The sequence below is a fragment of the Shewanella japonica genome (assembly GCF_002075795.1).
In the GTDB taxonomy this organism is placed as follows: domain Bacteria; phylum Pseudomonadota; class Gammaproteobacteria; order Enterobacterales; family Shewanellaceae; genus Shewanella; species Shewanella japonica.
In genome coordinates this window covers 3,697,943-3,720,649 of the sequence record NZ_CP020472.1, presented here as the reverse complement: position 1 = coordinate 3,720,649, position 22,707 = coordinate 3,697,943, and the positions used below count along the sequence as shown (strand labels likewise).

Genomic DNA, 22,707 nt, shown 5'->3' with positions numbered 1-22,707 from the left:
ATGCACGTAATAATTTGTTTGTAATCATAATGTTAGCTAACTGTTGTTGTGTGTTTTGGTCTTTGTTATTACAATTATTAAGGTGCTTTGTTCGATTGTGCATAGCAGGGTACTGTTGTCGTCATATAAATGAGTTACTAAACATTAGATGTGCATAGCGGTTTTATCAATGTAGATTCAGTATGATAAAGCAAACCATATAAGGAAATTTGACTACTGTGATATTAAGTAAACGAGAAAAAATCGCCAGATTAGCTTACCTGTTTGGTTTGCTAGGGTTGCTTGGCCTTTTTCTTGGTATTAGTTTATCGGTATTGATGGAATATATTCAATTTGGCGATCAATACAGTTTACTGCAATTTTCTATCAGTGAACTCGGCACCTACAATCGTTCTTCTAGTGCGTTATGGATCAACGGAGGGCTGTTTTTTGGTAGTTTAAGCCTGACAATGAGTTGTTTATTTGGCTTACAGTTAAGTCGACGTATTTCCAGCGGACTCTTTTGGTTTTCACTCATCGTGACGTTTATTGCTTTAGCTGCAACGGGCTTATTTCCGCTTAATGTGTTTCATTTACACATCAAAGCTGTGTCTATCTACATTTACTTTGGTTTATTAGCTGCGATTTTTTGCTTTATAGAGTGTGCTATTGAGCGAAGAATTCGCTTGTTCTTACCTCTGATGTTGAGCTTTGTTATTGTGCTCATTCATGGCAGCATTTTAGCTCATGAATGTTGGCGGGAGAGCTTAGGCTTAAACCCGATTTCAGATGGTGAATTATTTCAGGCGATAGTTTCTCAATCGCCGAAACCTGATATTTGGTGGCTATCCATTTTATTCTGGTGCAGCATTGTCACTATGTGGTTATGGATATTGAGTATATGTCGCTGGTACTTCTTGCCCCTGCAACAGGGGCAATTAAGCAAGTAAACTACACTACACTTGTTGTAATCCTGCTTGACCAAACCAATAGCCATTACAGGCATTAACGTTCGAAGATGTGGTCTTATTGTCTGCTTCATCGCTGTGGTTTTTAAGGTGGCTAATTAAGCTCACTAATTCATCGGCTCGCTTAATATCGTGAATATCATTGGGTGAGACCCTAAAGAAATTAACGCCCATTGCTATCATATCGGCGATTTCAGAGGTTAAGTCCAAATGAGCTGCAGATTGAGTTTGAATTCCGTTTAGACGTAATAGACTTTGTTGCTCTTGAGTTTGCGCCAAAATGCCTTTGGGATGCTGGCGGCATATTGTCTCGCAGTTATCTTTACTTAACCCGAAATGTTTAGCGGTAAAACAACGAGCAGAATGCGCCAATGGAATATACCCATATCCAGTCACTTCAACTTCAAACCCAGGCCTATTAGGATGATTTAATACTGTATCTAACCAAGCTTTAGACAGTTCAAATGGCATAACAAAACGACTCATTCCCATTTTATGCAGTATATCTAAGCTGGCTCGGTTGTAGTTGTTGATTGAAGGACCACAGATAAATGGCAGGTTTGCTTGTTGTGCGATTTGAATTGCAGCCATGTCATTTGCTTCGATGCTGAACTCACCATTATCGACATACTTTTTTAACTCGGTCAGCTCCGATTGAGCTTCAATTAATGCCATGGTAGATAAAATGACATTTTTTCCGTGAGCGTTAAGCATGGTTGCCAGTTCAATGTAATCATTGAATTTGAGTAATCTTCTGCGACTGCAGACGGTTTCACCAAGGTAAATGGTATCTATGCGACTTTGAGTAGCTTGCTGGTAAAAGTCATCTACTGCGGTTTTTTCCCAACAATAATTAATTGGTGCGAGTGAAATTTTCATGAATTCTTACCTACTGCCATTGACGCTCGTAGGCGCCTAATGTGGTGACCTGTCCTTCTGATACCTTTGCTAATGTTTCATTCCATCTTGCAAGTTCAGTAAATGCATTTGGGTTGGCCAAGTAACTGTCTATTGCTTCACGCCAAACACGGGTGACTTGTTCAACATACACTGGACTGCGTTGTCGGCCTTCAATTTTAAGAGAACAAATACCTGCGTTAGCAAGTTGAGGCAATAAACTGAGTGTATTCAAGCTTGTTGGCGACTCGAGTAAGTAGTCGGCTTGGGATTCATTTTCAGCAATGTAGCGCCCTTTACACACAACGGGGTAACCTAACTGTTGGTCGATATTAGAAGTGTCAATGAGTATTTCATTTAAACGTGTTAAACATTGATTACCGTCTTCTTGCCATCTAACGTGTTTTGCTGGCGAGCAAGAACCACCGGTATTGGGTGACTGACCTGTAACATAAGATGATAGGTGGCATCGTCCTTCTGCCATAATGCAAAGGCTACCAAAGGCGAACACTTCCAAGTCAACAGAGCTATTTTTAGCAAGATCTTTGACTTGCTTCATCGACAATACCCGAGGTAATACCGCTCGCTCGATATTAAATGCCTGTTGGTAGAACTCTAGTGCAGCAAGGTTCGTTGCACTAGCTTGAACTGATAAATGAAGCGGTAAATGAGGGTATCGACGGCTTGCATAGTCGAGCAGCGAAATATCAGCAGTGATTAAAGCATCCATTTGAAGTTGGGCTGCCAGATCAATGGCCTGATACCAGCGTGACTCTTCACCTGGTTTTGGGTAAGTATTCAAGGTTAAAAATACTTTTCTGCCTTGACTATGGGCAAGCTTCGTCGCTTGTTTCATTTGCTCGGGTGTAAAGTTTAACCCTGCAAATGAACGTGCATTTGTATCATTTTTTAATCCGAGGTAAACCGCATCAGCACCTGCTCTAAAAGCGGCTTTTAATGAGGCTAAATTTCCTGCTGGGCACAAGAGTTCCATATTCTCTCTCTCAAACTGTCGTAGAAAGGGAGTGTAAAGTTGAATGACGTCACATGATTTGATTTGAAACAGGTTTCAATTGATAAAATGTGAGTAAACTAGCTTAATTATTAGAGTAAGCAGTGTAGGAGTAGGGATGTCTTTTCGTTTCACCAATAGTGTGGCTAAAAATGTACTAGGGTTAGCCCCTAAAGTGGCAACGCAATCTTTGGCGGTAGTACCAGAAAAAGCCAAAATGAATGTGTTGGCTAAATTATTGTCTTTGACATTGTCTGAACAGATAAAATTTGGTGAGTTAGACTTTTTGCAGTCTAAATGGGTTGCTATTTCTGTGATGGATATTGGCTTGCACTTTGAAATCAGTTTCAATGATGAATTGTTGCTTAGACCATTAACACAAGCAGATGTGACTTTTACGGCTAATGTTCCTGAGTTACTGTTAGTTGCGGCAGGAAAAGAAGATCCTGATACCTTATTCTTTCAACGTAAGTTAAAAATTGAAGGGGATACTGAGTTAGGCTTAGAAGTGAAAAATTTACTACTCGGTATTGAGCTAGAATCTCTGCCTAAACCCGCTAGATTAACAATAGAGAAGCTGGCTTTAACACTACAAACTCTTCAAGGCTACTCATCTGAGCAGCCCCAAGCGTCAGCTTAATGTCTGTAGGCAACTTATTACTATTGTTGAGCACTATCTGAGCAGAGCATTAAAATTCTATTAATAAAAAGGCGCCTTAGGCGCCTTTTTTGTGTATCTCAGTTTTCACCGAAGGATTAAGCTTGTGCTTTCGGGCTATACCTTTCCTGTGATGACTTGGTATTTATATTTAAGCTCTTCAGGTGTTTCAGCATGTTCAGGATCGGGATCAATACAATCGATAGGACATACAGAGACACAAGTCGGCTTATCATAGTGGCCAACACATTCTGTACACAGGGCTGGGTCTATTTCATAAATCTCTTCGCCCATGGTAATCGCTTCATTAGGGCACTCAGGCTCACACATGTCGCAGTTAATGCAGCTATCATCGATTAATAATGCCATAACAGATTACTCAGCTTTTTCTGCAGCTTGATGAGGATTGCGAGTATCTTTGCCTTGCGGTAAGTTACGCATCAAGATTGCTTTATCTAACTCAACGCTTTCAGGAACGGCTAAAAATACAAAGTGACCCGAACCTAACCCAGCTTCAACTGATTCACCTTTACGATTGACTAGCTCTGAAATCGTCAGGGTAAAGTTTCCTTGTGGCGTCATGACTTCAACACTATCACCGACAGAGAACTTATTTTTAACATCGACTTCTGCAGCGCCGCTATCATTGCGAACGCCAGTGAACTCACCAACAAACTGTTGAGTGTCACTGATTGAGTAACCGTAATCGTAGTTTTGATATTCATCATGAACATGGCGACGTAAGAAACCTTCGGTGTAACCACGATGTGCTAACCCTTCAAGGTTGTGCATTAATGTACGATCAAAGTCTTTACCTGCAACTGCATCTTCAATAGCTTGACGGTACAATTGAGCTGTACGTGCGACATAATAAAATGACTTAGTACGGCCTTCAATTTTAAGAGAGTCTACGCCCATTTTTGTTAAACGTTCGACGTGTTGAATCGCACGTAGGTCTTTAGAATTCATGATGTAAGTGCCGTGCTCGTCTTCATAAGCGGGCATATATTCACCTGGACGCCCAGGCTCTTGTAATAGGACAACTTCATCTGAAGGTTGACCAGCACCTAACGTCGGTGTCTCAATTTGCACACCGTTTGCATCGACGATACCTTGTGGGTTAACGGCGATGATATCACCTGTGTCAGTTTGCTTAGCTTCATGTACATCATATTTCCAGCGACAAGCATTAGTGCATGCGCCTTGGTTTGGATCGCGTTTATTGATATAGCCTGATAATAAACAACGTCCAGAGTAAGCCATACATAACGCACCGTGGACAAACACTTCTAATTCAATATCTGGGCACTGTTGACGAATCTCTTCAATTTCATCTAATGATAATTCACGAGATAAGATGACTCGTTTAATCCCCTGTTGTTGCCAAAACTTAACAGAGGCCCAGTTAATTGCATTAGCTTGCACTGATAAATGAACCGTTTGATCTGGGAATGCCTCACGCACCATCATAATAAGACCAGGATCTGACATGATCACAGCATCAGGCTTCATATCAATGACAGGTGCCATATCACGTATGTAAGTTTTTAATTTTGCATTGTGCGGTGCAATGTTACTGACGACATACAACTTTTTATTTAGCGCATGGGCTTCTTTGATGCCCATAGCCAGATTTTCCATTTTGAAGTCATTATTTCTAACCCGTAAGCTATAGCGAGGTTGGCCTGCATAAACAGCATCTGCACCGTATGCAAAGGCATAGCGCATATTCTTTAACGTTCCTGCTGGAGACAATAGCTCTGGTCTAAACATAATCACTCTCAATTTGATGGAAATTCGCACACAGCGCGGGGGCGGCATTTTACTTAAGTATGGTCGCTGAATGCAAATAATTCATCTGTGATTGTGCTGCTTGTCTAATTTAATGTTTGCTAATTAATTGACATGCTTTATAAAGATTAGTGCTTTTTCTTTATTCTATTAAATGACATAGCTGATATAATCGAAACAAAGCAACAACAATAAAATTACAGGCGGGATCTATGACAACTGAACACCAATTATTGGTAGGGCTATTAAAGAAGCTAAAAGACGATGCTTTAGTGCTTCCGACACTGCCTGAAGTCGCCATGCGGGTGCAGGAAGTTGTTGCGCAACCAGACTCAAGTCTTAAACAAGTTGGCGACATTATTGGTCAAGATGCCGCAATTTCTGCGCGTATTATTAAGGTGGCAAACAGTGCTTTATATAGCCGAGGTAACAAAGCTGAAAATATCAGTGCTGCTGTCAATCGTATTGGACTAATACAAATAAAAGCGATTGTTACCTCTGTCGCATTAGAGCAATTATTTATCTCAACCAATGAGATGGTTTGGGAAGTGATGGATGAAGTGTGGCAAACCTCTATCGAGGTCACCGCATCAGCCGGTGCTATGTTGGCTATTTACAATAAACGTCACCCGAGTAAGAAATTAGACCCTGAAACATTAACATTGGCAGGCTTAGTCCATAATATTGGCGCTCTACCTGTGTTATCTGAGGCAGAAACAAAGCCTGATGCCTTTACAAGTATTGAACAGTTACGTGGTTTAGTCCGTAAAATGCAAGGGCCAATTGGTCGTGCTATTTTAAAGACTTGGGACTTTGCGCCTGAAGTGATGGAAGTGGTTGAACGCTGGGCTGATCTTCATTATATGCCTGAGTCGGTGACCTATTTAGACTTTATTCGCTCAGCAGCTTATTATACTGGCGAGTTAAGAGCAGGGCCTGAATTGGAACAACGTCTAGATATTTTTGCAACTCGCGGCTTACCTGTAACACCGGAAGATCTAGAGAGTGACGAGTTTTTAGATGTGTATCATTCTATTAAGCAAAGTTACCAATAACAGCTGAGAATATAGCCGCCAAGCAGACATGAATGAGCTTGGTTATGGAATTAACCCCAATTGAATAAGGAGCGATAAGTTGTGTTAAGTATTGAAATTATAATTGTATTGTTTATCGCCCTTATTTTGTTATTGGGTATTGTATTAGGCGGTTACTTCCAACAAGGCAAATTCATCGCAGAGCTGACTCAAACCTTAGAGTCGAATAATGCAACCCAGTCCCCACTTAACTTTAAACATACTCCAAGAGCATTCAAACCTCTGGTTAGAAACCTCAATTTATTCCAGCAAAACAACCCTATAACGCTTGAGCGAGACAAGCTGACAGGGTTATCTAATCGAGTTGGATTCAAGCGTAAAATGTTTGCCAAGATGCCTGCGACTGAGGGGATGCTCGTGCTGGTGGACATTCAGCAGTTTCGCTTTGTAAATGATCTCTTTGGATTTATTTTTGGTGACCAGTTATTAAAATCTTTTGCATTACGAATTAAGGGGCTAAACAATCCGCCACAATTCGTTTCAAGAATGAACGGTAATGAGTTTTTACTTTTCTACCCTAAAGCTATTTCAGTCAACGAGTTATCTAATATAAAGCAGCATCTACAAAAGCCATTCGACATCGAGCAAACTCCAATCAGCATTAAAGTACAATTAGGGGTACTTGAGCTGCATGACCATCATGCGGATGTGAGTTTAATGCTACGTCGATTAGATTTAGCACTAAAAAAAGCCAAGCTCAGCCGAAACGATATCGCATTTTATAATCAAGATGATGACAAAGCTCAATATCGTGAATTGACAATCATTAATAGCTTGCCTAAAAGTCTGAAGCAAAACCAGCTCCATATGGTGTACCAACCTAAGTTGGATATCAGCTCGGGTAAGTGTTCACAAGTTGAAGCGTTAATTCGATGGGAGCATGATGGCTTAGGCATTATACCGCCTACAGAGTTTATTCCTTTAGCTGAACATACTGGCATGATTGACTTAATCAGTAAGTGGGCTCTTGAACAAGTGTTACAGCAGCAGGTTAAGTGGTTACAGCAAGGCATTAATATCAAAGTGGCAGTTAACTTATCCACTAAAGATCTTGAAAATCAGCATTTGCCAATTGATATCAGTAATTTGCTTATGCAGTACAAAGTGCCTGCTGAGAACTTAATGATTGAAATCACTGAAAGTGTGTTGATGTTAGATTTAGCACGGACCATCGAAACACTAAAAGAAATTCGTGAGTTAGGAGTTAAAATTGCCATTGATGATTTCGGTACAGGGCATTCATCTTTAGCTTACTTACGCCACCTCCCCATTGATGAAGTTAAAATTGATAAAGCCTTTTTGGACGACTTTAACTGCGATTTACAAGCTAATAAGATTGTGAAAACTAGCATCGAACTGGCTAAGAGCCTTGGTTTTGATGTTACGGTCGAAGGGGTTGAAACCAAAGATGTATTTGATACCTTAATTGAGTTCGGTACTGATACCATTCAAGGGGAGTATTTTAGTAAGCCTCTTGTCGCAACAGATTTTGAGCTACGATACACGCAACTCATTGAACAACCTTTCTTATTCCTACCAAGCTCAGATAACGTTAAACATTAAAGTGATTAACGCGCTTATGACTGATTAAATTGTTGCTGTAACTGGCTAATCAAGTTGAGTGGCATAGGGGCCATCTGACGTTGCTGATTCATGCAGACCATCTCAATTGTGGCTGTCACAGCAGGCTTTTTAGCATTAGGACGCCAAATCTCTTGTTGCCAAACAGTACGGTACTTACTTTCAAAGTAATAACGCGTTCTAACATCAACGATATCAGCAAATTCAATCCCATCGTGACACAGCATATCTGTGCGATATACAGCGAAGCCTAGCTGTTGCTGTTGCCACAATAAGTTCAGTACGTCAGCGCCAATCACATGTTCTCTAGCTCGTTCAAAATACTTTAAAAAGTTGGGGTGATATACCACGCCTGAAAAGTCTGTATCTTCATAGTAAATTTGTACAGGAAAGTGAAAAGTTGGGCTATATTCAATCGTTTTCTGAGTCATCTTGATGCTACTAAGTCATTTTATGAGGGCATTGTTACTTATTCTTAGATGTTACAACAGTGTTTTTCGGTTTGCTATGGCGATTCATTGACTGCTCAGACCAGAGTTTGACTCATCCCCTTTAATATCTCGACAGAGGTTACTCAGTTCAAACCGTTTAAAATGCTTATTTAGCCAACTTTGTTTTGCATAAATTTAGGCAGTAATACCATTTCACCTGTTAGCATCTTATAAGCACTTTGGGTATTTACCGCTGGGCTGAAAATGTAACCTTGACCAGTATGACACTGGTACTGAATGAGTTTAATTAATTGCATTTCAGTTTCAATCCCTTCTGCGATAATTTGCATTTTTAGGTCATTACCTAAATTAATAATGTTTTTTAAGACCGCTTTTGCGGCTTCATTATCTAAAAAGCTATCGATAAAACCTTTGTCGATTTTTAAGGTATTTAATGGGAATCGGGTGAGGTAATTTAAGGATGAATACCCCTTACCAAAGTCATCTAAACTGAGTCTGATTTTTAAATCATGTAATTGGTTTAGCACCTTTTTAGCGGTTTCAACATTCTCAATCAGAAGTGATTCGGTAATTTCCAGTTCCAGTTTCTCTGCTGGGAAACCGGTTTCCACTAATATGGCTTCGATTTTTTCGCTAATATCTGGCTGAGATAACTGCACAGGGGAGATATTGACCGACACACTCCCTTTGAGCAAGCCTTCTTGGTGCCATTGATTTGCCGTGATACAAGCCTGTTTAATAACCCAATAACCAATTTCAATGATTTGACCATTACTTTCAGCTTCTGGAATAAACTTATCGGGTGGTATCAAACCTTTTTCGGGGTGGAACCAGCGCAACAATGCTTCAAATGAACGGATATTACCTGTTTTAAGGCAAATTTTAGGCTGATAATACAACTCAAACTCATCATTGGTTAATGCATGTTGAAGCTGCTGTTTAATCGAAATTTTTTCTTGTAAGGCGACTGACAGTGCTTCATTAAAAAAGTAGGCGCTATTACGTCCTGCTTGTTTAGCAGCATACATCGCGGTATCGGCATGTTTTAGTAACGTCTTCGCATCCAGACCATCTTCAGGGTAGCAAGCAACCCCAATACTGGCAGAGCTCTTAATCCAATGTTCCTGTATTTGATAGCCTGTGTTAATTGCTAATCTTAGGCGTTCAATGATATTCACTAGCTGTGAAAGCTCGCCCGGATTTCGAAGAATAATTGCAAACTCATCACCGCCTAAGCGGGCTAATAGGTCATCACTTTTGAGGTTTGATGATAGGCGTTTGCTCACTTGAATAATCAGCTCATCACCTATGTCGTGTCCCATCGAGTCATTGACTTCCTTGAAGTAATCAAGGTCGATAAAAGCAACCGCAGCATGCTGATGTTTTTGATTCACAGTGGCTTCAAGTACAGTATTAAAACGGAATCGATTTGATAAGCCTGTTAACGTGTCGAAATTAGCTCGGTTTTTCAACTCTGTGACTTTTTGATAACGGGTTAACAAAAATAAAAAGGTCAATAACGCACACACAAGTACTAAACTAATGATGGCAAAATACCACCAGGGTTTTTTAATGGTGAATGAAAGCTCTGCAATTAACGGACTCCAAATACCATCGCTATTACTGCCTTGCACGACAAAACGATAATCACCTGCATGAAGGTTGGTATAGGTTGCTGTGGAAATGTTTTGCGAATATATCCAGCGTTCATCAAAGCCATGCAGTTTATATCGATATTGGTTTTTTTGCGGCGCATTAAAATCCAGTGCAGCGAATGAAAATTGCACCATATTTTGTTCATAGTCTAGGGTTAATGCATCAATACTATGGTTACTGTTTAAGTGGATATATTCTTCATTGGCAATTAATGCCGATGTTATATGAACCTGTGGGGAAAATTGGTTACTTTTAATTGCTCGTGTATCAATTTTAAAGGCACCGTTGTTTGTACCTATATACAACTCATCTTTTTGAAATGCGATGGCAGCATCTGAAAAAGAGCTATCTTTGTGATTGATAGCACTAGGAAATTTAGTGATTTTTTGAGTTTCGATGTGCATCTTGGCGAATTTAGATTGTGTCGTGATCCACAAATGCCCTTGACCATCGCCTGTGACACCTTTAAGAGTATTCGAAGCTAAACCATCTTCTTTAGTAATATATTCAAGTTGTAAATCGTCACTCCAGAAGTCACTCACTTCAATTTTGACCAGGCCTAGACCTTGGCTTGCGACCCAAACAGTATTGTTCTCATCTTGATATATTTTAACGGTACGAATATTTTGCGCTTCACTACCTAAAGGAAGGTGTTTGACTTCGTAGGTTTGTGGATTGACTCGGTATATAGCATTGGTTGTCGCTAGCCATAGCTCGCCATTATGGAGAAGCTGCTTATCAAAGGTGAAGTTTCCACCCGCGGCATAAGAATTATCATTGTGATGCAGTAGCTGCTTTAGTATCCCTTTGTCAGGGTTAAATAAAATGAGCCCTACATCAAGGTAGCCTGTGATCCATGCGTTGCCATGATTATCAGGCAGTGCTAAATAAAATTCGCTTTCAGGCAAACCATGAGGGTTATCTTTAGCATTACTGAAGTGGCGTAAACGTTCTGTATCAATATCATATACTGTCAAACCATCTGCTTGGGAAATCCACATGGTGTTGGCGTCATCGATTGTTGCACTATAAATCATCGAAGGAGTTAACTCAGAAATAGGCTGCAAAGAGATTAAATCTTTATTTAACCTTAGTTTATCTATGCCTTTTGTCGTGCTTATCCAAGTATTGTTATCTTTATCAAAATCGAACCAATAGACCATATTTCCGGATAATTCAGAGCTAATCGGTTTGGGTCTGTATAAACGTGTTCCTTGTTTAAAATTAGAATACAGCGATGCGCCATTACCGGTACCAAACCAAACCCCACCAGACTGATCAACCATTACAATCGGGACATAATCACTTGGCATCGAATTAGGGTTAAATGCCTCATGAGTCAGGTGTGAAAAGCTCATGGTGTCTAATGTAATGCGGCTAGCACCTTTACCGTGTGTTACCCATAGGGTGTTGTCGTCTTTAAAGGTGAAGCTTTGAATGTGATTGGATGGGAGCTGCTGATTACTCGGGTTATCCTTGTTGAAATGGATATTGTTGATGCTGCGAGTTTCTAAGTTGAGTTTGAATAATCCATTTCGATAGCTACCGAGCCATATTTCGCCATTCTTGGCTTTTTTGGCGCCATAGAAAATGACCGGGTCTAGTTGCTTTGCAAGTTCACCTTCAAACTTCACTATTTCGAGTTGATTCGATTGTGTGTTGAGTGTGGCTAAGCCGTAGTCAGTGACGGCCCAAATAGTACCATTGTGATCGCTAAAAACTCCGCTGACTGAGGTTTCGTATGCTTGATTTTCATCAAATAATGAGTAGGCAGTGAACTGTTTGTTTTGCGGGTTATATTGGGTTAGTCCTGAGCCAGTGCCAAACCATAGCAAGCCATTTTCTTGTTCATAAATTTCTATAATCCAACTCGAACCTAAGCTGGACTGGGTGGAAATCATATTATGAATGATGATTTCATTGTCTTGGGTTAACTGGTTTAAGCCATCTTCGGTAGCTATCCAAATATTGCCACTGCGATCTTCATGGATTTTGGTGATGTAGTTGTTGGATATGTGGGTCTTGTCAGATTCAGAGAACTGAAAATTGGTAAAGTTAACCCCATCATAGCGACTGGCTCCAGTATCGGTACCAAACCAAATAAATCCATCCCGTTGTTGATACAACGTGGTAATGCTAGAGGACGGTAGGCCATCACTAATTGTAAGGGTTTCCAGCTGAAATTGCTCAGCCTGAGCGCTATGGGGAGACAGAGAAACAGCAAAAAAATAGTAGCCACAATAGAGAATAAAAGCAGATGTTTTAACGCTGATAACATTTAAAGCCCTTATTTTATGTGGTTATTATATCGTTACGCATTTTAACCAATTTTGTAAACGTATGTAATGCGGTAAAACAATACTTCTTGTGTGACTTTGTATCGGCAATCGTTACGTTTCTTGAGGAAATAGTTTGTTGAAATGTATTATTGCTCGAATTAGCAGCGGATTGTAAAGACTTTGGCCTGCTTAGACTGTTCTTTGTGCTACATAAGTGCGTTTAAGCAGGTTTGGTTGGAGGAGTGTTAGGGCTAAATTAAAAGCTGGTTATCGATAGGGGTATGATGGGAAATCACATCTAATAAAGATTTAGCGGTTAACTCTGTCACACTAATGACTTCGGTTTTACAGTTAAATTTTTGCGCTACTTTTGCCATCAGTAAGTCGAAGTCACCGTCACCAGAAAGCAAAATGACTTTATCTACTTGCTCGGCATAGTCTAAAACATCGATGGTAATGCCGACATCCCAGTCACCTTTGGCGCTGCCATCACTTCTTTGAATATAAGGTTTGAGTTTAACTTCAAAACCAATATGTTTAAGTGCATCTTGAAACTTAACTTGGCCATCGTCCGCCGGAGCGATGGCATAGGCAATGGCATATTCAATTTGAGTTGTATAATTGAGGTTTTGGAATAAGGCTCGATAGTTAAATGAACGCCCAAAGGCTTGTTTACATGTGTAATAGATGTTCTGCACATCAACAAATACGGCAACTTTTTCCATGTGACACCTATTATCCATTTTAATTAATTTAACTTGTTCAAGCAGGGTTTAGCCAAGGTAGGCTAAACCCTTAGAGCTAACTATGATTTGCTGGCGCTTGCTTTTTGTTGCTCAATAGCCAAATTAAGTTGCTGCTCCACAAAGCCTGGCGACTTTGTTGCCCCTGATATGAGTCGATACATAGCTGGGATGACTAAGAGTGTCACTAGAGTAGCAAATGCCATCCCAAAGAACACTACCGTACCGACAGCGATGCGACTTTCTGAACCTGCCCCTGTCGATAATATTAATGGGATTGCTCCAATTAAAGTGGTGAAGGCCGTCATGAGAATCGGTCTTAAACGTCTGGCTGAGGCATCGATAATTGCTTGTTCGAGAGAGAGTCCTTTATCACGCAACTGATTAGCAAACTCAACAATTAAAATGCCGTTTTTGGTGACCATACCAATTAACATGATCATGCCAATTTGGCTATAAATGTTGAGCCCTTGGCCAGTGAAATACAGCCCAAGGAATCCGCCGAATATGCCCATGGGTACAGTAAACATAACGACCAACGGATTGATAAAGCTTTCAAACTGAGCCGCAAGTACTAAGTATGCGACTAATAACGCAAGACCAAACACGATGAAAACGCTGCTTTGGTTTTCCTTAAAATCTTTTGACTCACCTGTATATGAAATGGTGATATCGCTTGGCAGCATTTCAATGGCTTTCGCATCGAGAAAATCTAATGCTTCACCTAAGGTATATCCTTCGCCTAAATTGGCTTTTAAGCTGATGGACTTTTGTTTATTCAAATGGCTAAGTTTTTGCGCTGAAGCCACTTCATCAATTCGGGTGATGGTATCTAAGGTGATAAGGTCGCCCTTTGAAGTGCGCATATATATCTGACTTAAATCGGCGACACTGTTAAAGCTGTTTTCATCGCCTTGTAGGTACACATCATACTCTTCGCCACGCTCAATAAAGGTGGTTTCGCTGCGACCGCCAAGCATGATTTCTAAGGTGTCTGAAACTTCAGTGACACTCACGCCAAGTTCTGCTGCACGCTCACGATCGACACTAACTAATAGTTCTGGGGTTGTTTCAGCATAATCAAGATCAGCCCCTTCTAATATCGGGCTTAAATCCGCTTCTTGTTGTAGTTTTTGCGCCCAATCAAACAGCTCTTCATAATCGGAGCCACCTAATACAAACTGTACTGGCTCACTTGATTTACCTCTAAAGCCTGGCAACATTGGGCGTACCATGACATCAGGGATGCCTTCTAGTGCTTTTGCGACTATCCCTAACGCTTGCTGTGCATTAATATTCCTGTCTTGCCATTCTTCCAGCTGAATAATAACAAAACCAGTCTGATCGCCAGCTCGGCCGCCAAATGCCGGTGCTTGAATACTAAATGATTTTATAACGCCATCACCTAGCATAGGTAATAGTCGCTGCTCTACGATTTCCATATTGGCAGACATGCGATTGTAGCTAGTGCCTTCGGCGCCTTTAATGAAGGCAAAAATAACGCCTCGGTCTTCCTGAGGAGCTAATTGAGCAGGTACTTGATTTAACAACCAGCCACTACCAGCCACGCACGCAACAATAACCAATGGTGCAGCCATACGGAATTGCACAGCTTTACTCACGACACGGCGGTATTGTATTTCTAGTGCATCAAATAACCCGTCTACCCATAAGTTAAAACGGTTAGGTTTTACATTGGCTTTTAGCAATTTACTACCGAGTACGGGGGTAAGCGTTAATGCAATAAGCGATGAAAATAACACCGACATTGCAAGCATTACCGAGAACTCAGTAAACAGTAATCCAACCATGCCTTCCATAAATGAAATGGGTAAAAACACCATAACTAATACTGCAGTAGTGGCGACAACTGCAAAGCCAACCTCGCGAGCTCCTTTGTAGGCAGCAAGTAAAGGAGGTTCACCTTTTTCAATGTGATGGAAAATATTTTCAACGACCACAATAGCGTCATCAACAACCAGTCCGATGGCTAGGATCAGCGCCATCAATGTGAGAAGGTTAATTGAAAAACCGAATGAGTTAGCCGCAATAAATGCCGCAATTAACGATACAGGCACAGTCACCGCAGGAATTAACGTCGCACGGACTTGGCCGATAAAAATATACAGCACCAATATCACTAATACTGCAGTGATAATTAAGGTGTTATAGACCTCATCGATTGAGCGAGAAATGAAAATGGTAGAGTCATAATCGACCACGAGCGCCGTACCATCAGGTAAGAAGTCTTGGATTCTATCGACTTCTTGATGAACCCATTTCGCGACATCTAATGGGTTCGCATCAGATTGGGCTACAATGCCTAAAGAAAGGTTAGCAACGCCATCACTTTTAAAGGTTGAGTTCTCGTTCTCTGCACCGATAAATACATCCGCGACATCTTTTAGGTAAACAGGTGTGCCATCGTCGGCAGTACGAACGACTAAGTAGTCAAAGTCCTCTGGGTGGTTATAGAGTCTTGCTGTACGAACCGTCATGACCGTAGTGTCGTTACGAACTTCGCCGCCTGGCGTTTCAACGTTTTCAGTCTTTAGTGCTGATACGATGTCGTTGGCCGACACATTACGTCCTGCCATGAGTTCAGGTTTTAATTGAACATACATGACTTTGTAAAGTCCGCCCGTGATGGAAATTGAGCTGACTCCTGTGATCAAGTTAAAACGATCTTCTAATACTCGTTGGGAGTAATCGGTGAGCTGAGTTCGGTCCATCGTTGATGAACTCAGGTTGACATAAATAGACGGCTCGCCTGAGCCATTGTCTTTAGATACTACAGGATCGTCAGCTTCATCTGGAAGGCGGCGCTGAGCTCTCGCTACAGCATCACGCACATCACTCACGCCTTCTGTTAAATCCCAGCCAAGTAAAAATGTGACAGTAATGCGGGACATACCATTACGAGTGACAGATTCAATTTCATCAACACCACTAATACCCGTTAACTCATCTTCAATCGTGGTGGTAATTTGGCTTTCCATAATAGTGGCTGAAGCGCCACTATAGGTGGTCATTACCGTGACTACAGGATTTTCAACATCCGGCATTTCTCGAATCGACAGTTTTGACAGTGAAACTAGGCCAAATACACCCAATAATAAGCTGAGTACAATAGCGACAACAGGACGCTTGACTGAAACATCAGAAAGCCACATTAGCTTTTCTCCTGCTGGTTACTTTCTTCTGCTGTGTTTTCATTGGCTAGGCGCTCAGCTGTATTTTGCTGTTCAAGCACATCCACTAATACCCCATCACGCATATTAACTAACCCTTGAACTACAACATGGTCACCAATATTTAAGCCGTCAGAAATTAACACTTCGTTGTCAATACGAGCGCCCAATGTTACTTCAGTGCGTTTTGCTATGTTGTTTTCGTTGATGATATACACAAAACGCTTTGTGCCAGAGTATTCAATTGCTTGGACTGGAATGACAGGTTCAGAAACTGCAGGGAAGTTAAGTACTGCAGCCATCATCATACCTGGCTTTAAACGGTTTTCGGGGTTATCAAACTGTACTCTCACCCGTAAGTTTAAGGTGTCTTGATTAATGCGAGAGTCGATGGCAATGATTTTGCCTGTAAATACTTGATCAGGCCAAGCACGACTTTGTGCATTAACGGCCATGCCATTTGAAAGTAACGATAAGTAATGCTCAGGAACTTGTAGATCAAGTCTCATGCTAGATAGATCGTCAAAAGCAAGCAATTCAGTACCAACCGAAATCATCTTACCAACACTAAAATCAATTAATCCTGCTGAGCCTGAAAACGGAGCTTTAAGTGTGTGGTAGTTTAAATCGGCTTGAGCGGAGGCAAGGCGAGCTTGAGCCATATCGACATTAGCGCGTTGGGCATCAATTTCAGTTTGGGTAATGGCATTACTTTTGATTAACTTTAAAAACTCTTTCAATTTTCTTTGTTCGTCTGCAAGGTAGGCAGCAGCCTCCGCTGTTGCGGCTTTAGCTTTCGCATTATCAAGCTGAACAATAGTTTGACCCGCTTTAATGTTTTGATCTGGTTCAATGAGAATATCACTGATTTGGCCAGCAACCTGTGAGGAAATAAACACGGACTGTTCAGCATCTAATTTGCCAATCAATGATAACGATTGCGATAACTCATGTTGATCAACAATGCCTGTTACCACAGGAATAGTTCTTTGCGGTTTATTGTTGCTATCGGGCTTAGATTTACTGGCCTGACTAATACCACTAAATGAAAAAGCGGCGGCCATAACGCCACAAACAATAATAAGGAATGCTAATTTTTTCATTGATGAACTCTAAAAATGCCTATGCTGATGTGAGGCTATTTTAATAAAAAAAGCAGCATATAAGGGTAAAGGAATGTAAAGCGTAGCAGATAAGACTGTAACAAAACATGCTGATAACATTAGTGTTTAGTTATTGGATCTGAGTTGTGAACTTGTGTCTAAGTTGGTATCAATTTTTTAACAGTTACCAGAGGGAAGATACAGTAAAGCAGGTTGATTCTTTAAATTGGTATGCTAGAAAACAAAAAAACCACTTAGCCATACTAAGTGGTTTTTTATTCTAATATGAGACGCTACAGTTTTGCTGAAGGTGTTCCATTAAAGCTTTCGTTTTGCTCTTTAGTCGATGCTTCAATTCCCATGAAATATTCGTAGCTCTTGTTTGATAGGCTCATTTGAGGCTTATCTTTAGCAGCGACATTCGCTTGCTTAGGCTTCATTTTCATGGTTTGCTTTTTGGTTTTTTCGGTCTGTGGCAATGTCACTAAGTCATTATTACGAGATGTTTCGTTAAAGTTATAGTTGAAAACACCATTACCTTGAATGAACTCAACACTCGACTTATCTTTCGTTTGATAAGAAGCCAAAATACCGTGTTGACCTAATGGCACTTCATGAAAAATTTCACGACCAGTCCCAACTTTAACACCATCGACAAACCAATCAGCGGCGACATTACTAACTAATGTAATCATGGCTGATTTAAGGCCTAGTTCTTCATTAATCAGTGAGTCAATTTTACTGTTATATGAAGGTTTGAATGCCATCTTAATTTTATAGTTTAAGTTGCCTGACATATTCATACTGGCGTCGATGACGTCATATGAAAGTAAAACACTGCGCTCATTCAAAAAAGGATCAGTTTTGATTGTATTAGTCACAATGTAGCTTTCTGAATCTTTCAAACAATCGTTAATTGACTGAAATTTACTACATAAGGTTGAACCATCTAAATCAACTGATTGAACCGTGTCAGCTTTTGAAACGTCAGCAATAACGCGTTTGGTGATTTCACTTTTAAGTGCGGCTAGCTGCTCATCTTTGTTTGTGCGAGTTTCATTAATGACATCATATTCTGCCATTATCGATTTGTATTCTCTCTTAAGGGATTTACCGTCGATATCATACTTGGTTTCAAGTTGATCTATTTTAAGGACAAGATTTTCTAAATCACGGTAAAAAGAACTTAGGTTAGCGCGTGACAAGATTTTAGCTGGTAACTTAGAAACCAAATGTTCATATTCAGTTTGCTTGCTTTTAATCTCGACACTTAAGGCGTGGAAATCTGATTCTTTCTTTTTGTGCGTTGACAATTTATCGTTGGCAGAAATGAGTAAATCATCAATATTATACTTTTGCTCAATTTCTTGTAGTTTTTGGGTTTCGCTACTCGAAATAATCTCTAAACCAAATGAGCTGCTGGCATAAAAACATAATAAAATAAAAGTAATTCGACTATATCTCACTGATTCCTCCATTTTTGTGTAATTGTTCGTGCATAGCCTTGTGCTACTGCAACTGGTCAACAGTAAAATAATCCGTCAATAATTTTATAGTACTTAAGTTAATTTGTCTTTACAAATAGATTGTGGTTTTTTGACGCTTTTTTACAACAAGCCAACAGTAGGGCGGTTTGACTGATATATTGTTACCTTATTATACCTGATGTTGCTTTGTCCTCTTGTGCTTAAGTTATTGTTAATGTTCTTTAAAGAACCAAGTTTTTGTTGGCTATGTTAGTTATGTTGTTAACGCGAGTGAATTAGCTCAACAGAGTAAGTTAACCATGAGGTATTTAGAAATTTAACAAATTGCAGGTTTTTAGACAGTCGTCATTTTTATGACTGCCTTTATAGGTAAGTGGTTATTTTAGCGATTAGTGAAAGTAATGGCGGGTAAACATAAAAAAGTCCTATTTAAAGTGAAAACTCGAATTAACGAATTTCACCATCAATAGGACTTTTATAATGGCAATACAATCAACTGACTAAGGCTATTATTAAGTGATTAATTTTATTCTGAATCAGATAATGATAATCCTGCGACTATTTAGCAATACGCTTGTATTTTAAACGATGTGGCTCAATGGCTTCAGTACCAAGGTGCTCTTTCAACCAGGCCGTGTATTCTGTGTAGTTTCCTTCATAGAAGTTGACTTGGCCTTCATCACGATAATCTAAAATGTGAGTGGCGATTCTGTCTAAGAACCAACGGTCATGAGAAATAACCATGGCACAACCAGGGAACTCTAATAGTGCCTCTTCTAGCGCACGTAGTGTTTCAACATCTAAGTCATTGGTTGGTTCATCGAGTAGGAGTACGTTACCACCAGCTTGTAGCAGTTTGGCTAAATGAACACGGTTACGTTCACCACCAGATAAGGTACCAATGATTTTTTGCTGATCGCCACCACGGAAGTTAAAGCGCCCAACGTAAGCACGACTTGGGATCTCTGTGTTGTTGATACGCATGATATCTTGTCCATCTGAGATTTCCTGCCAGACGGTATTCTTGTCGTTCATTGAATCACGGAATTGCTCAACCGAAGCAATTTGTACTGATTCACCCACTTCGATGCTGCCGCTATCAGGTTGTTCAGCGCCTGAAATCATTTTAAATAATGTTGATTTACCCGCACCGTTCGCACCGATTATACCGACAATCGCACCTTTAGGGATTGAGAAACTTAAGTCATCAATCAACACTCGATCGCCATAAGACTTAGTTAAGTTATTAACCTCAATTACTTTGTCACCTAAACGAGGCCCTGGTGGAATGAACAATTCATTAGTTTCGTTACGCTTTTGATAGTCGTTGGTGTTCAATTCTTCAAAGCGAGCCATACGGGCTTTGCCTTTCGATTGACGACCTTTACTGCCTTGGCGTACCCATTCTAATTCTTTTTGAATGGTTTTTTGGCGGGCGCTTTCAGTTGCAGACTCTTGTTGTAGACGTGCATCTTTTTGCTCAAGCCAAGATGAGTAGTTACCTTCCCAAGGAATACCTTCACCACGGTCAAGTTCTAAAATCCAACCCGCAGCATTATCCAAGAAATATCTATCATGGGTAATCGCAACTACGGTGCCAGTATAATCTTGTAAGAAACGTTCAAGCCACGCGACAGATTCAGCATCCAAGTGGTTAGTTGGTTCGTCAAGTAACAACATGTCTGGCTTTTCAAGTAGTAAGCGACAAATTGCGACACGCCGACGTTCACCACCAGATAGCACTTCGATTTTTTCATCCCAATCAGGTAAGCGTAATGCGTTAGCTGCTCGGTCTAAAATTACATCTAGGTTATGTGCATCTTGAGACTGAATAATTGCTTCAAGTTCACCTTGCTCTTTTGCTAATGCATCAAAGTCGGCGTCAGGTTCAGCATAAAGTGCGTAAACTTCATCCAGACGAGTCAGCGCATTCTTAGCCTCACTGACTGCTTCTTCAATTGCTTCACGAACTGTTTGTGATTCATCAAGCTTGGGTTCTTGTGGCAGGTAACCAATTTTTAGGTCCTGCATCGGACGTGCTTCACCTTCGATTTCGGTATCTAAACCTGCCATGATTTTTAGCAAAGTTGATTTACCAGAACCATTTAAACCAAGTACACCAATTTTGGCGCCAGGGAAAAAACTAAGTGAAATATCTTTGAGAATTTGTTTTTTAGGCGGAACAATCTTTCCTACCCGCAGCATACTATAGACAAATTGAGCCATTTTTAAGGTTCTTTAGTGACCAATGATGATGATAATTCTACTTTATTTTTTGTTTAACTCAAATTTTGGATTAATCAAATTAAAGATAATTTCCAATGAAATTCATGTTCTAAATGCTGGGATTGTGACGCAGAGCAGAGTAGAATACCGCGCAACCCTATATATAAGAACTGCTGTTGGAGACACCAATGCTAAAGAAAGCTATGAATATCGCGGATTACGATCCACAACTGTTTCAAGCCATTGAAGATGAGACTCGTCGCCAAGAAGAGCACATTGAATTAATCGCATCAGAAAATTATACCAGCCCACGTGTTCTTGAAGCACAAGGTTCTCAGTTAACCAATAAGTACGCAGAAGGTTACCCTGGTAAGCGTTACTATGGTGGTTGTGAGCATGTTGATATTGCTGAAGAATTAGCTATTTCACGTGCTAAAGAGTTGTTCGGCGCAACATACGCTAATGTTCAGCCGCATTCTGGTTCTCAGGCAAACTCAGCTGTTTTCATGGCGCTTTTACAAGGTGGTGACACCGTTTTAGGTATGAGCCTGGCACACGGTGGTCACTTGACTCACGGGTCTCATGTGAGCTTTTCAGGCAAATTATACAATGCGGTTCAGTACGGTATTGATGAAACGACTGGCAAAATCGATTATGCAGAAGTAGAGCGTTTAGCTGTTGAACATAAGCCTAAAATGATTATTGCTGGTTTCTCTGCATATTCAGGTATCATCGATTGGGGTAAATTCCGCGAAATCGCTGACAAAGTAGGTGCTTACTTATTTGTTGATATGGCCCACGTTGCAGGTCTTGTTGCTGCTGGTATCTATCCGAACCCGTTACCACATGCTCACGTAGTGACAACGACGACACACAAAACACTTGCCGGTCCTCGTGGTGGATTAATTTTATCTGCATCAAACGATGAAGATATCTATAAAAAATTAAACTCAGCAGTATTCCCTGGCGGTCAAGGTGGTCCATTAATGCACGTTATTGCAGCTAAAGCAGTTGCATTTAAAGAAGCATTAGATCCAGAGTTTACGACTTACCAAGAGCAAGTTGTTGCCAACGCTAAAGTGATGGCTAAAACCTTTATCGAACGTGGCTATGATGTGGTATCTGGCGGTACTGATAACCACTTATTCCTGCTTGATTTAATCAGCAAAGATATGACTGGTAAAGATGCTGATGCTGCCTTAGGCAAAGCTAACATCACAGTGAACAAAAACTCGGTGCCAAATGATCCACGTTCACCGTTTGTGACTTCAGGTTTACGTATTGGTTCTCCTGCAATTACACGTCGTGGTTTTACTGAAACTGAATCAGTTGAATTAACCAACTGGATGTGTGATGTACTTGACGATATTAATAATGAAGCCACGATTGAGCGTGTGAAGAATCAAGTGCTTGAATTATGTGCTAAGTTCCCTGTTTACGGTTAATACCTTTCAAGTGTTCTGTAACAGGAACGTGATTGAGTAAGACTGGCTTTATTCAATTTATCTTGGCAGGATAATCTTATCGATAAGGTTAACCTTATAAAGTAAATAGGATAAACTTTAATGGCTGTAAGTACCGAGTACTTAC

At 40.4% G+C, this 22,707-nt stretch carries 16 protein-coding genes; 5 read left to right on the top strand and 11 right to left on the bottom strand.

Annotation, left to right across the window (positions count from 1 at the left end; all coding sequences use genetic code 11):
• The first annotated feature begins 218 nt into the window (after nt 1–218).
• Nucleotides 219–929: a hypothetical protein gene (locus tag SJ2017_RS15960; RefSeq protein ID WP_080916385.1), complete on the top strand. Its 711-nt coding sequence runs from the start codon at nt 219–221 to the stop codon at nt 927–929.
• Between the two features lie 6 nt (nt 930–935).
• Here the strand turns inward: SJ2017_RS15960 and SJ2017_RS15955 are convergent, their stop codons facing one another.
• Together SJ2017_RS15955 and ubiU are read right to left on the bottom strand one after the other, a co-directional pair.
• Entirely contained in the window at nt 936–1,826 is an 891-nt protein-coding gene (locus SJ2017_RS15955) for a U32 family peptidase (protein ID WP_080916384.1), read from the bottom strand.
• A gap of 10 nt (nt 1,827–1,836) precedes the next feature.
• Entirely contained in the window at nt 1,837–2,838 is a 1,002-nt protein-coding gene (gene ubiU / locus SJ2017_RS15950) for a ubiquinone anaerobic biosynthesis protein UbiU (RefSeq protein WP_080916382.1), read from the bottom strand.
• Between the two features lie 136 nt (nt 2,839–2,974).
• Between ubiU and ubiT the strand changes: the two genes are divergently transcribed.
• Nucleotides 2,975–3,496, top strand: coding sequence for a ubiquinone anaerobic biosynthesis accessory factor UbiT (ubiT, locus tag SJ2017_RS15945; protein ID WP_080916381.1), 522 nt, complete (start codon nt 2,975–2,977; stop codon nt 3,494–3,496).
• Nucleotides 3,497–3,631: 135 nt separating this feature from the next.
• Here the strand turns inward: ubiT and SJ2017_RS15940 are convergent, their stop codons facing one another.
• Both SJ2017_RS15940 and trhP read right to left on the bottom strand, forming a co-directional pair.
• A complete protein-coding gene (locus SJ2017_RS15940) occupies nt 3,632–3,883 on the bottom strand; it encodes a YfhL family 4Fe-4S dicluster ferredoxin (protein ID WP_065108640.1) in 252 nt (83 codons plus the stop codon).
• A gap of 6 nt (nt 3,884–3,889) precedes the next feature.
• On the bottom strand, nt 3,890–5,287 hold the full coding sequence (trhP, locus tag SJ2017_RS15935; RefSeq protein ID WP_080916380.1) for a prephenate-dependent tRNA uridine(34) hydroxylase TrhP: 1,398 nt from the start codon (nt 5,285–5,287) through the stop codon (nt 3,890–3,892).
• Between the two features lie 230 nt (nt 5,288–5,517).
• Between trhP and SJ2017_RS15930 the strand changes: the two genes are divergently transcribed.
• Both SJ2017_RS15930 and SJ2017_RS15925 read left to right on the top strand, forming a co-directional pair.
• Complete coding sequence (locus SJ2017_RS15930) at nt 5,518–6,360, top strand: HDOD domain-containing protein (protein ID WP_055023744.1); 843 nt, start codon at nt 5,518–5,520, stop codon at nt 6,358–6,360.
• An 81-nt stretch (nt 6,361–6,441) separates the two neighbouring features.
• Entirely contained in the window at nt 6,442–7,962 is a 1,521-nt protein-coding gene (locus SJ2017_RS15925; protein WP_080916378.1) for a putative bifunctional diguanylate cyclase/phosphodiesterase, read from the top strand.
• 14 nt (nt 7,963–7,976) lie between these two features.
• Here SJ2017_RS15925 and SJ2017_RS15920 read toward each other — a convergent pair whose 3' ends face one another.
• The 7 genes from SJ2017_RS15920 to ettA form a co-directional block, all read right to left on the bottom strand.
• Nucleotides 7,977–8,411 (bottom strand): acyl-CoA thioesterase, encoded by a 435-nt coding sequence (locus SJ2017_RS15920; RefSeq protein WP_080916377.1) that lies wholly within the window; start codon nt 8,409–8,411, stop codon nt 7,977–7,979.
• A gap of 170 nt (nt 8,412–8,581) precedes the next feature.
• Entirely contained in the window at nt 8,582–12,250 is a 3,669-nt protein-coding gene (locus SJ2017_RS21635) for an EAL domain-containing protein (protein ID WP_276328897.1), read from the bottom strand.
• A 368-nt stretch (nt 12,251–12,618) separates the two neighbouring features.
• Complete coding sequence (locus SJ2017_RS15910) at nt 12,619–13,092, bottom strand: LabA-like NYN domain-containing protein (RefSeq protein ID WP_119968472.1); 474 nt, start codon at nt 13,090–13,092, stop codon at nt 12,619–12,621.
• A gap of 80 nt (nt 13,093–13,172) precedes the next feature.
• Nucleotides 13,173–16,283, bottom strand: a complete 3,111-nt coding sequence (locus tag SJ2017_RS15905; protein ID WP_080916373.1) for a multidrug efflux RND transporter permease subunit — start codon at nt 16,281–16,283, stop codon at nt 13,173–13,175.
• Nucleotides 16,283–17,404, bottom strand: coding sequence for an efflux RND transporter periplasmic adaptor subunit (locus tag SJ2017_RS15900; protein WP_080916372.1), 1,122 nt, complete (start codon nt 17,402–17,404; stop codon nt 16,283–16,285). Before SJ2017_RS15900 ends, SJ2017_RS15905 begins: the two co-directional genes overlap by 1 nt.
• Nucleotides 17,405–17,697: 293 nt before the next feature.
• Nucleotides 17,698–18,870 (bottom strand): hypothetical protein, encoded by a 1,173-nt coding sequence (locus SJ2017_RS15895; RefSeq protein WP_080916371.1) that lies wholly within the window; start codon nt 18,868–18,870, stop codon nt 17,698–17,700.
• 579 nt (nt 18,871–19,449) lie between these two features.
• Nucleotides 19,450–21,117 carry an energy-dependent translational throttle protein EttA gene (ettA, locus tag SJ2017_RS15890; RefSeq protein WP_065108633.1) on the bottom strand — a complete coding sequence of 556 codons (1,668 nt, stop codon included), beginning with the start codon at nt 21,115–21,117 and terminating at the stop codon, nt 19,450–19,452.
• Between the two features lie 188 nt (nt 21,118–21,305).
• On the opposite strand from ettA, the gene glyA reads away from it, so the two are divergent.
• Complete coding sequence (gene glyA, locus SJ2017_RS15885; protein WP_055023752.1) at nt 21,306–22,562, top strand: serine hydroxymethyltransferase; 1,257 nt, start codon at nt 21,306–21,308, stop codon at nt 22,560–22,562.
• Nucleotides 22,563–22,707 lie beyond the last annotated feature (145 nt).

Excerpts from the sequence above, each read along its gene's own strand:
- SJ2017_RS15955 (WP_080916384.1), bottom strand. The coding sequence starts at position 1,826 with ATGAAAATTTCACTCGCACCAATTAATTATTGTTGGGAAAAAACCGCA.
- ubiU (WP_080916382.1), bottom strand. The coding sequence starts at position 2,838 with ATGGAACTCTTGTGCCCAGCAGGAAATTTAGCCTCATTAAAAGCCGCT.
- ubiT (WP_080916381.1), top strand. The coding sequence starts at position 2,975 with ATGTCTTTTCGTTTCACCAATAGTGTGGCTAAAAATGTACTAGGGTTA.
- SJ2017_RS15940 (WP_065108640.1), bottom strand. The coding sequence starts at position 3,883 with ATGGCATTATTAATCGATGATAGCTGCATTAACTGCGACATGTGTGAG.
- trhP (WP_080916380.1), bottom strand. The coding sequence starts at position 5,287 with ATGTTTAGACCAGAGCTATTGTCTCCAGCAGGAACGTTAAAGAATATG.
- SJ2017_RS15930 (WP_055023744.1), top strand. The coding sequence starts at position 5,518 with ATGACAACTGAACACCAATTATTGGTAGGGCTATTAAAGAAGCTAAAA.
- SJ2017_RS15920 (WP_080916377.1), bottom strand. The coding sequence starts at position 8,411 with ATGACTCAGAAAACGATTGAATATAGCCCAACTTTTCACTTTCCTGTA.
- SJ2017_RS15910 (WP_119968472.1), bottom strand. The coding sequence starts at position 13,092 with ATGGAAAAAGTTGCCGTATTTGTTGATGTGCAGAACATCTATTACACA.
- SJ2017_RS15905 (WP_080916373.1), bottom strand. The coding sequence starts at position 16,283 with ATGTGGCTTTCTGATGTTTCAGTCAAGCGTCCTGTTGTCGCTATTGTA.
- SJ2017_RS15900 (WP_080916372.1), bottom strand. The coding sequence starts at position 17,404 with ATGAAAAAATTAGCATTCCTTATTATTGTTTGTGGCGTTATGGCCGCC.
- ettA (WP_065108633.1), bottom strand. The coding sequence starts at position 21,117 with ATGGCTCAATTTGTCTATAGTATGCTGCGGGTAGGAAAGATTGTTCCG.
- glyA (WP_055023752.1), top strand. The coding sequence starts at position 21,306 with ATGCTAAAGAAAGCTATGAATATCGCGGATTACGATCCACAACTGTTT.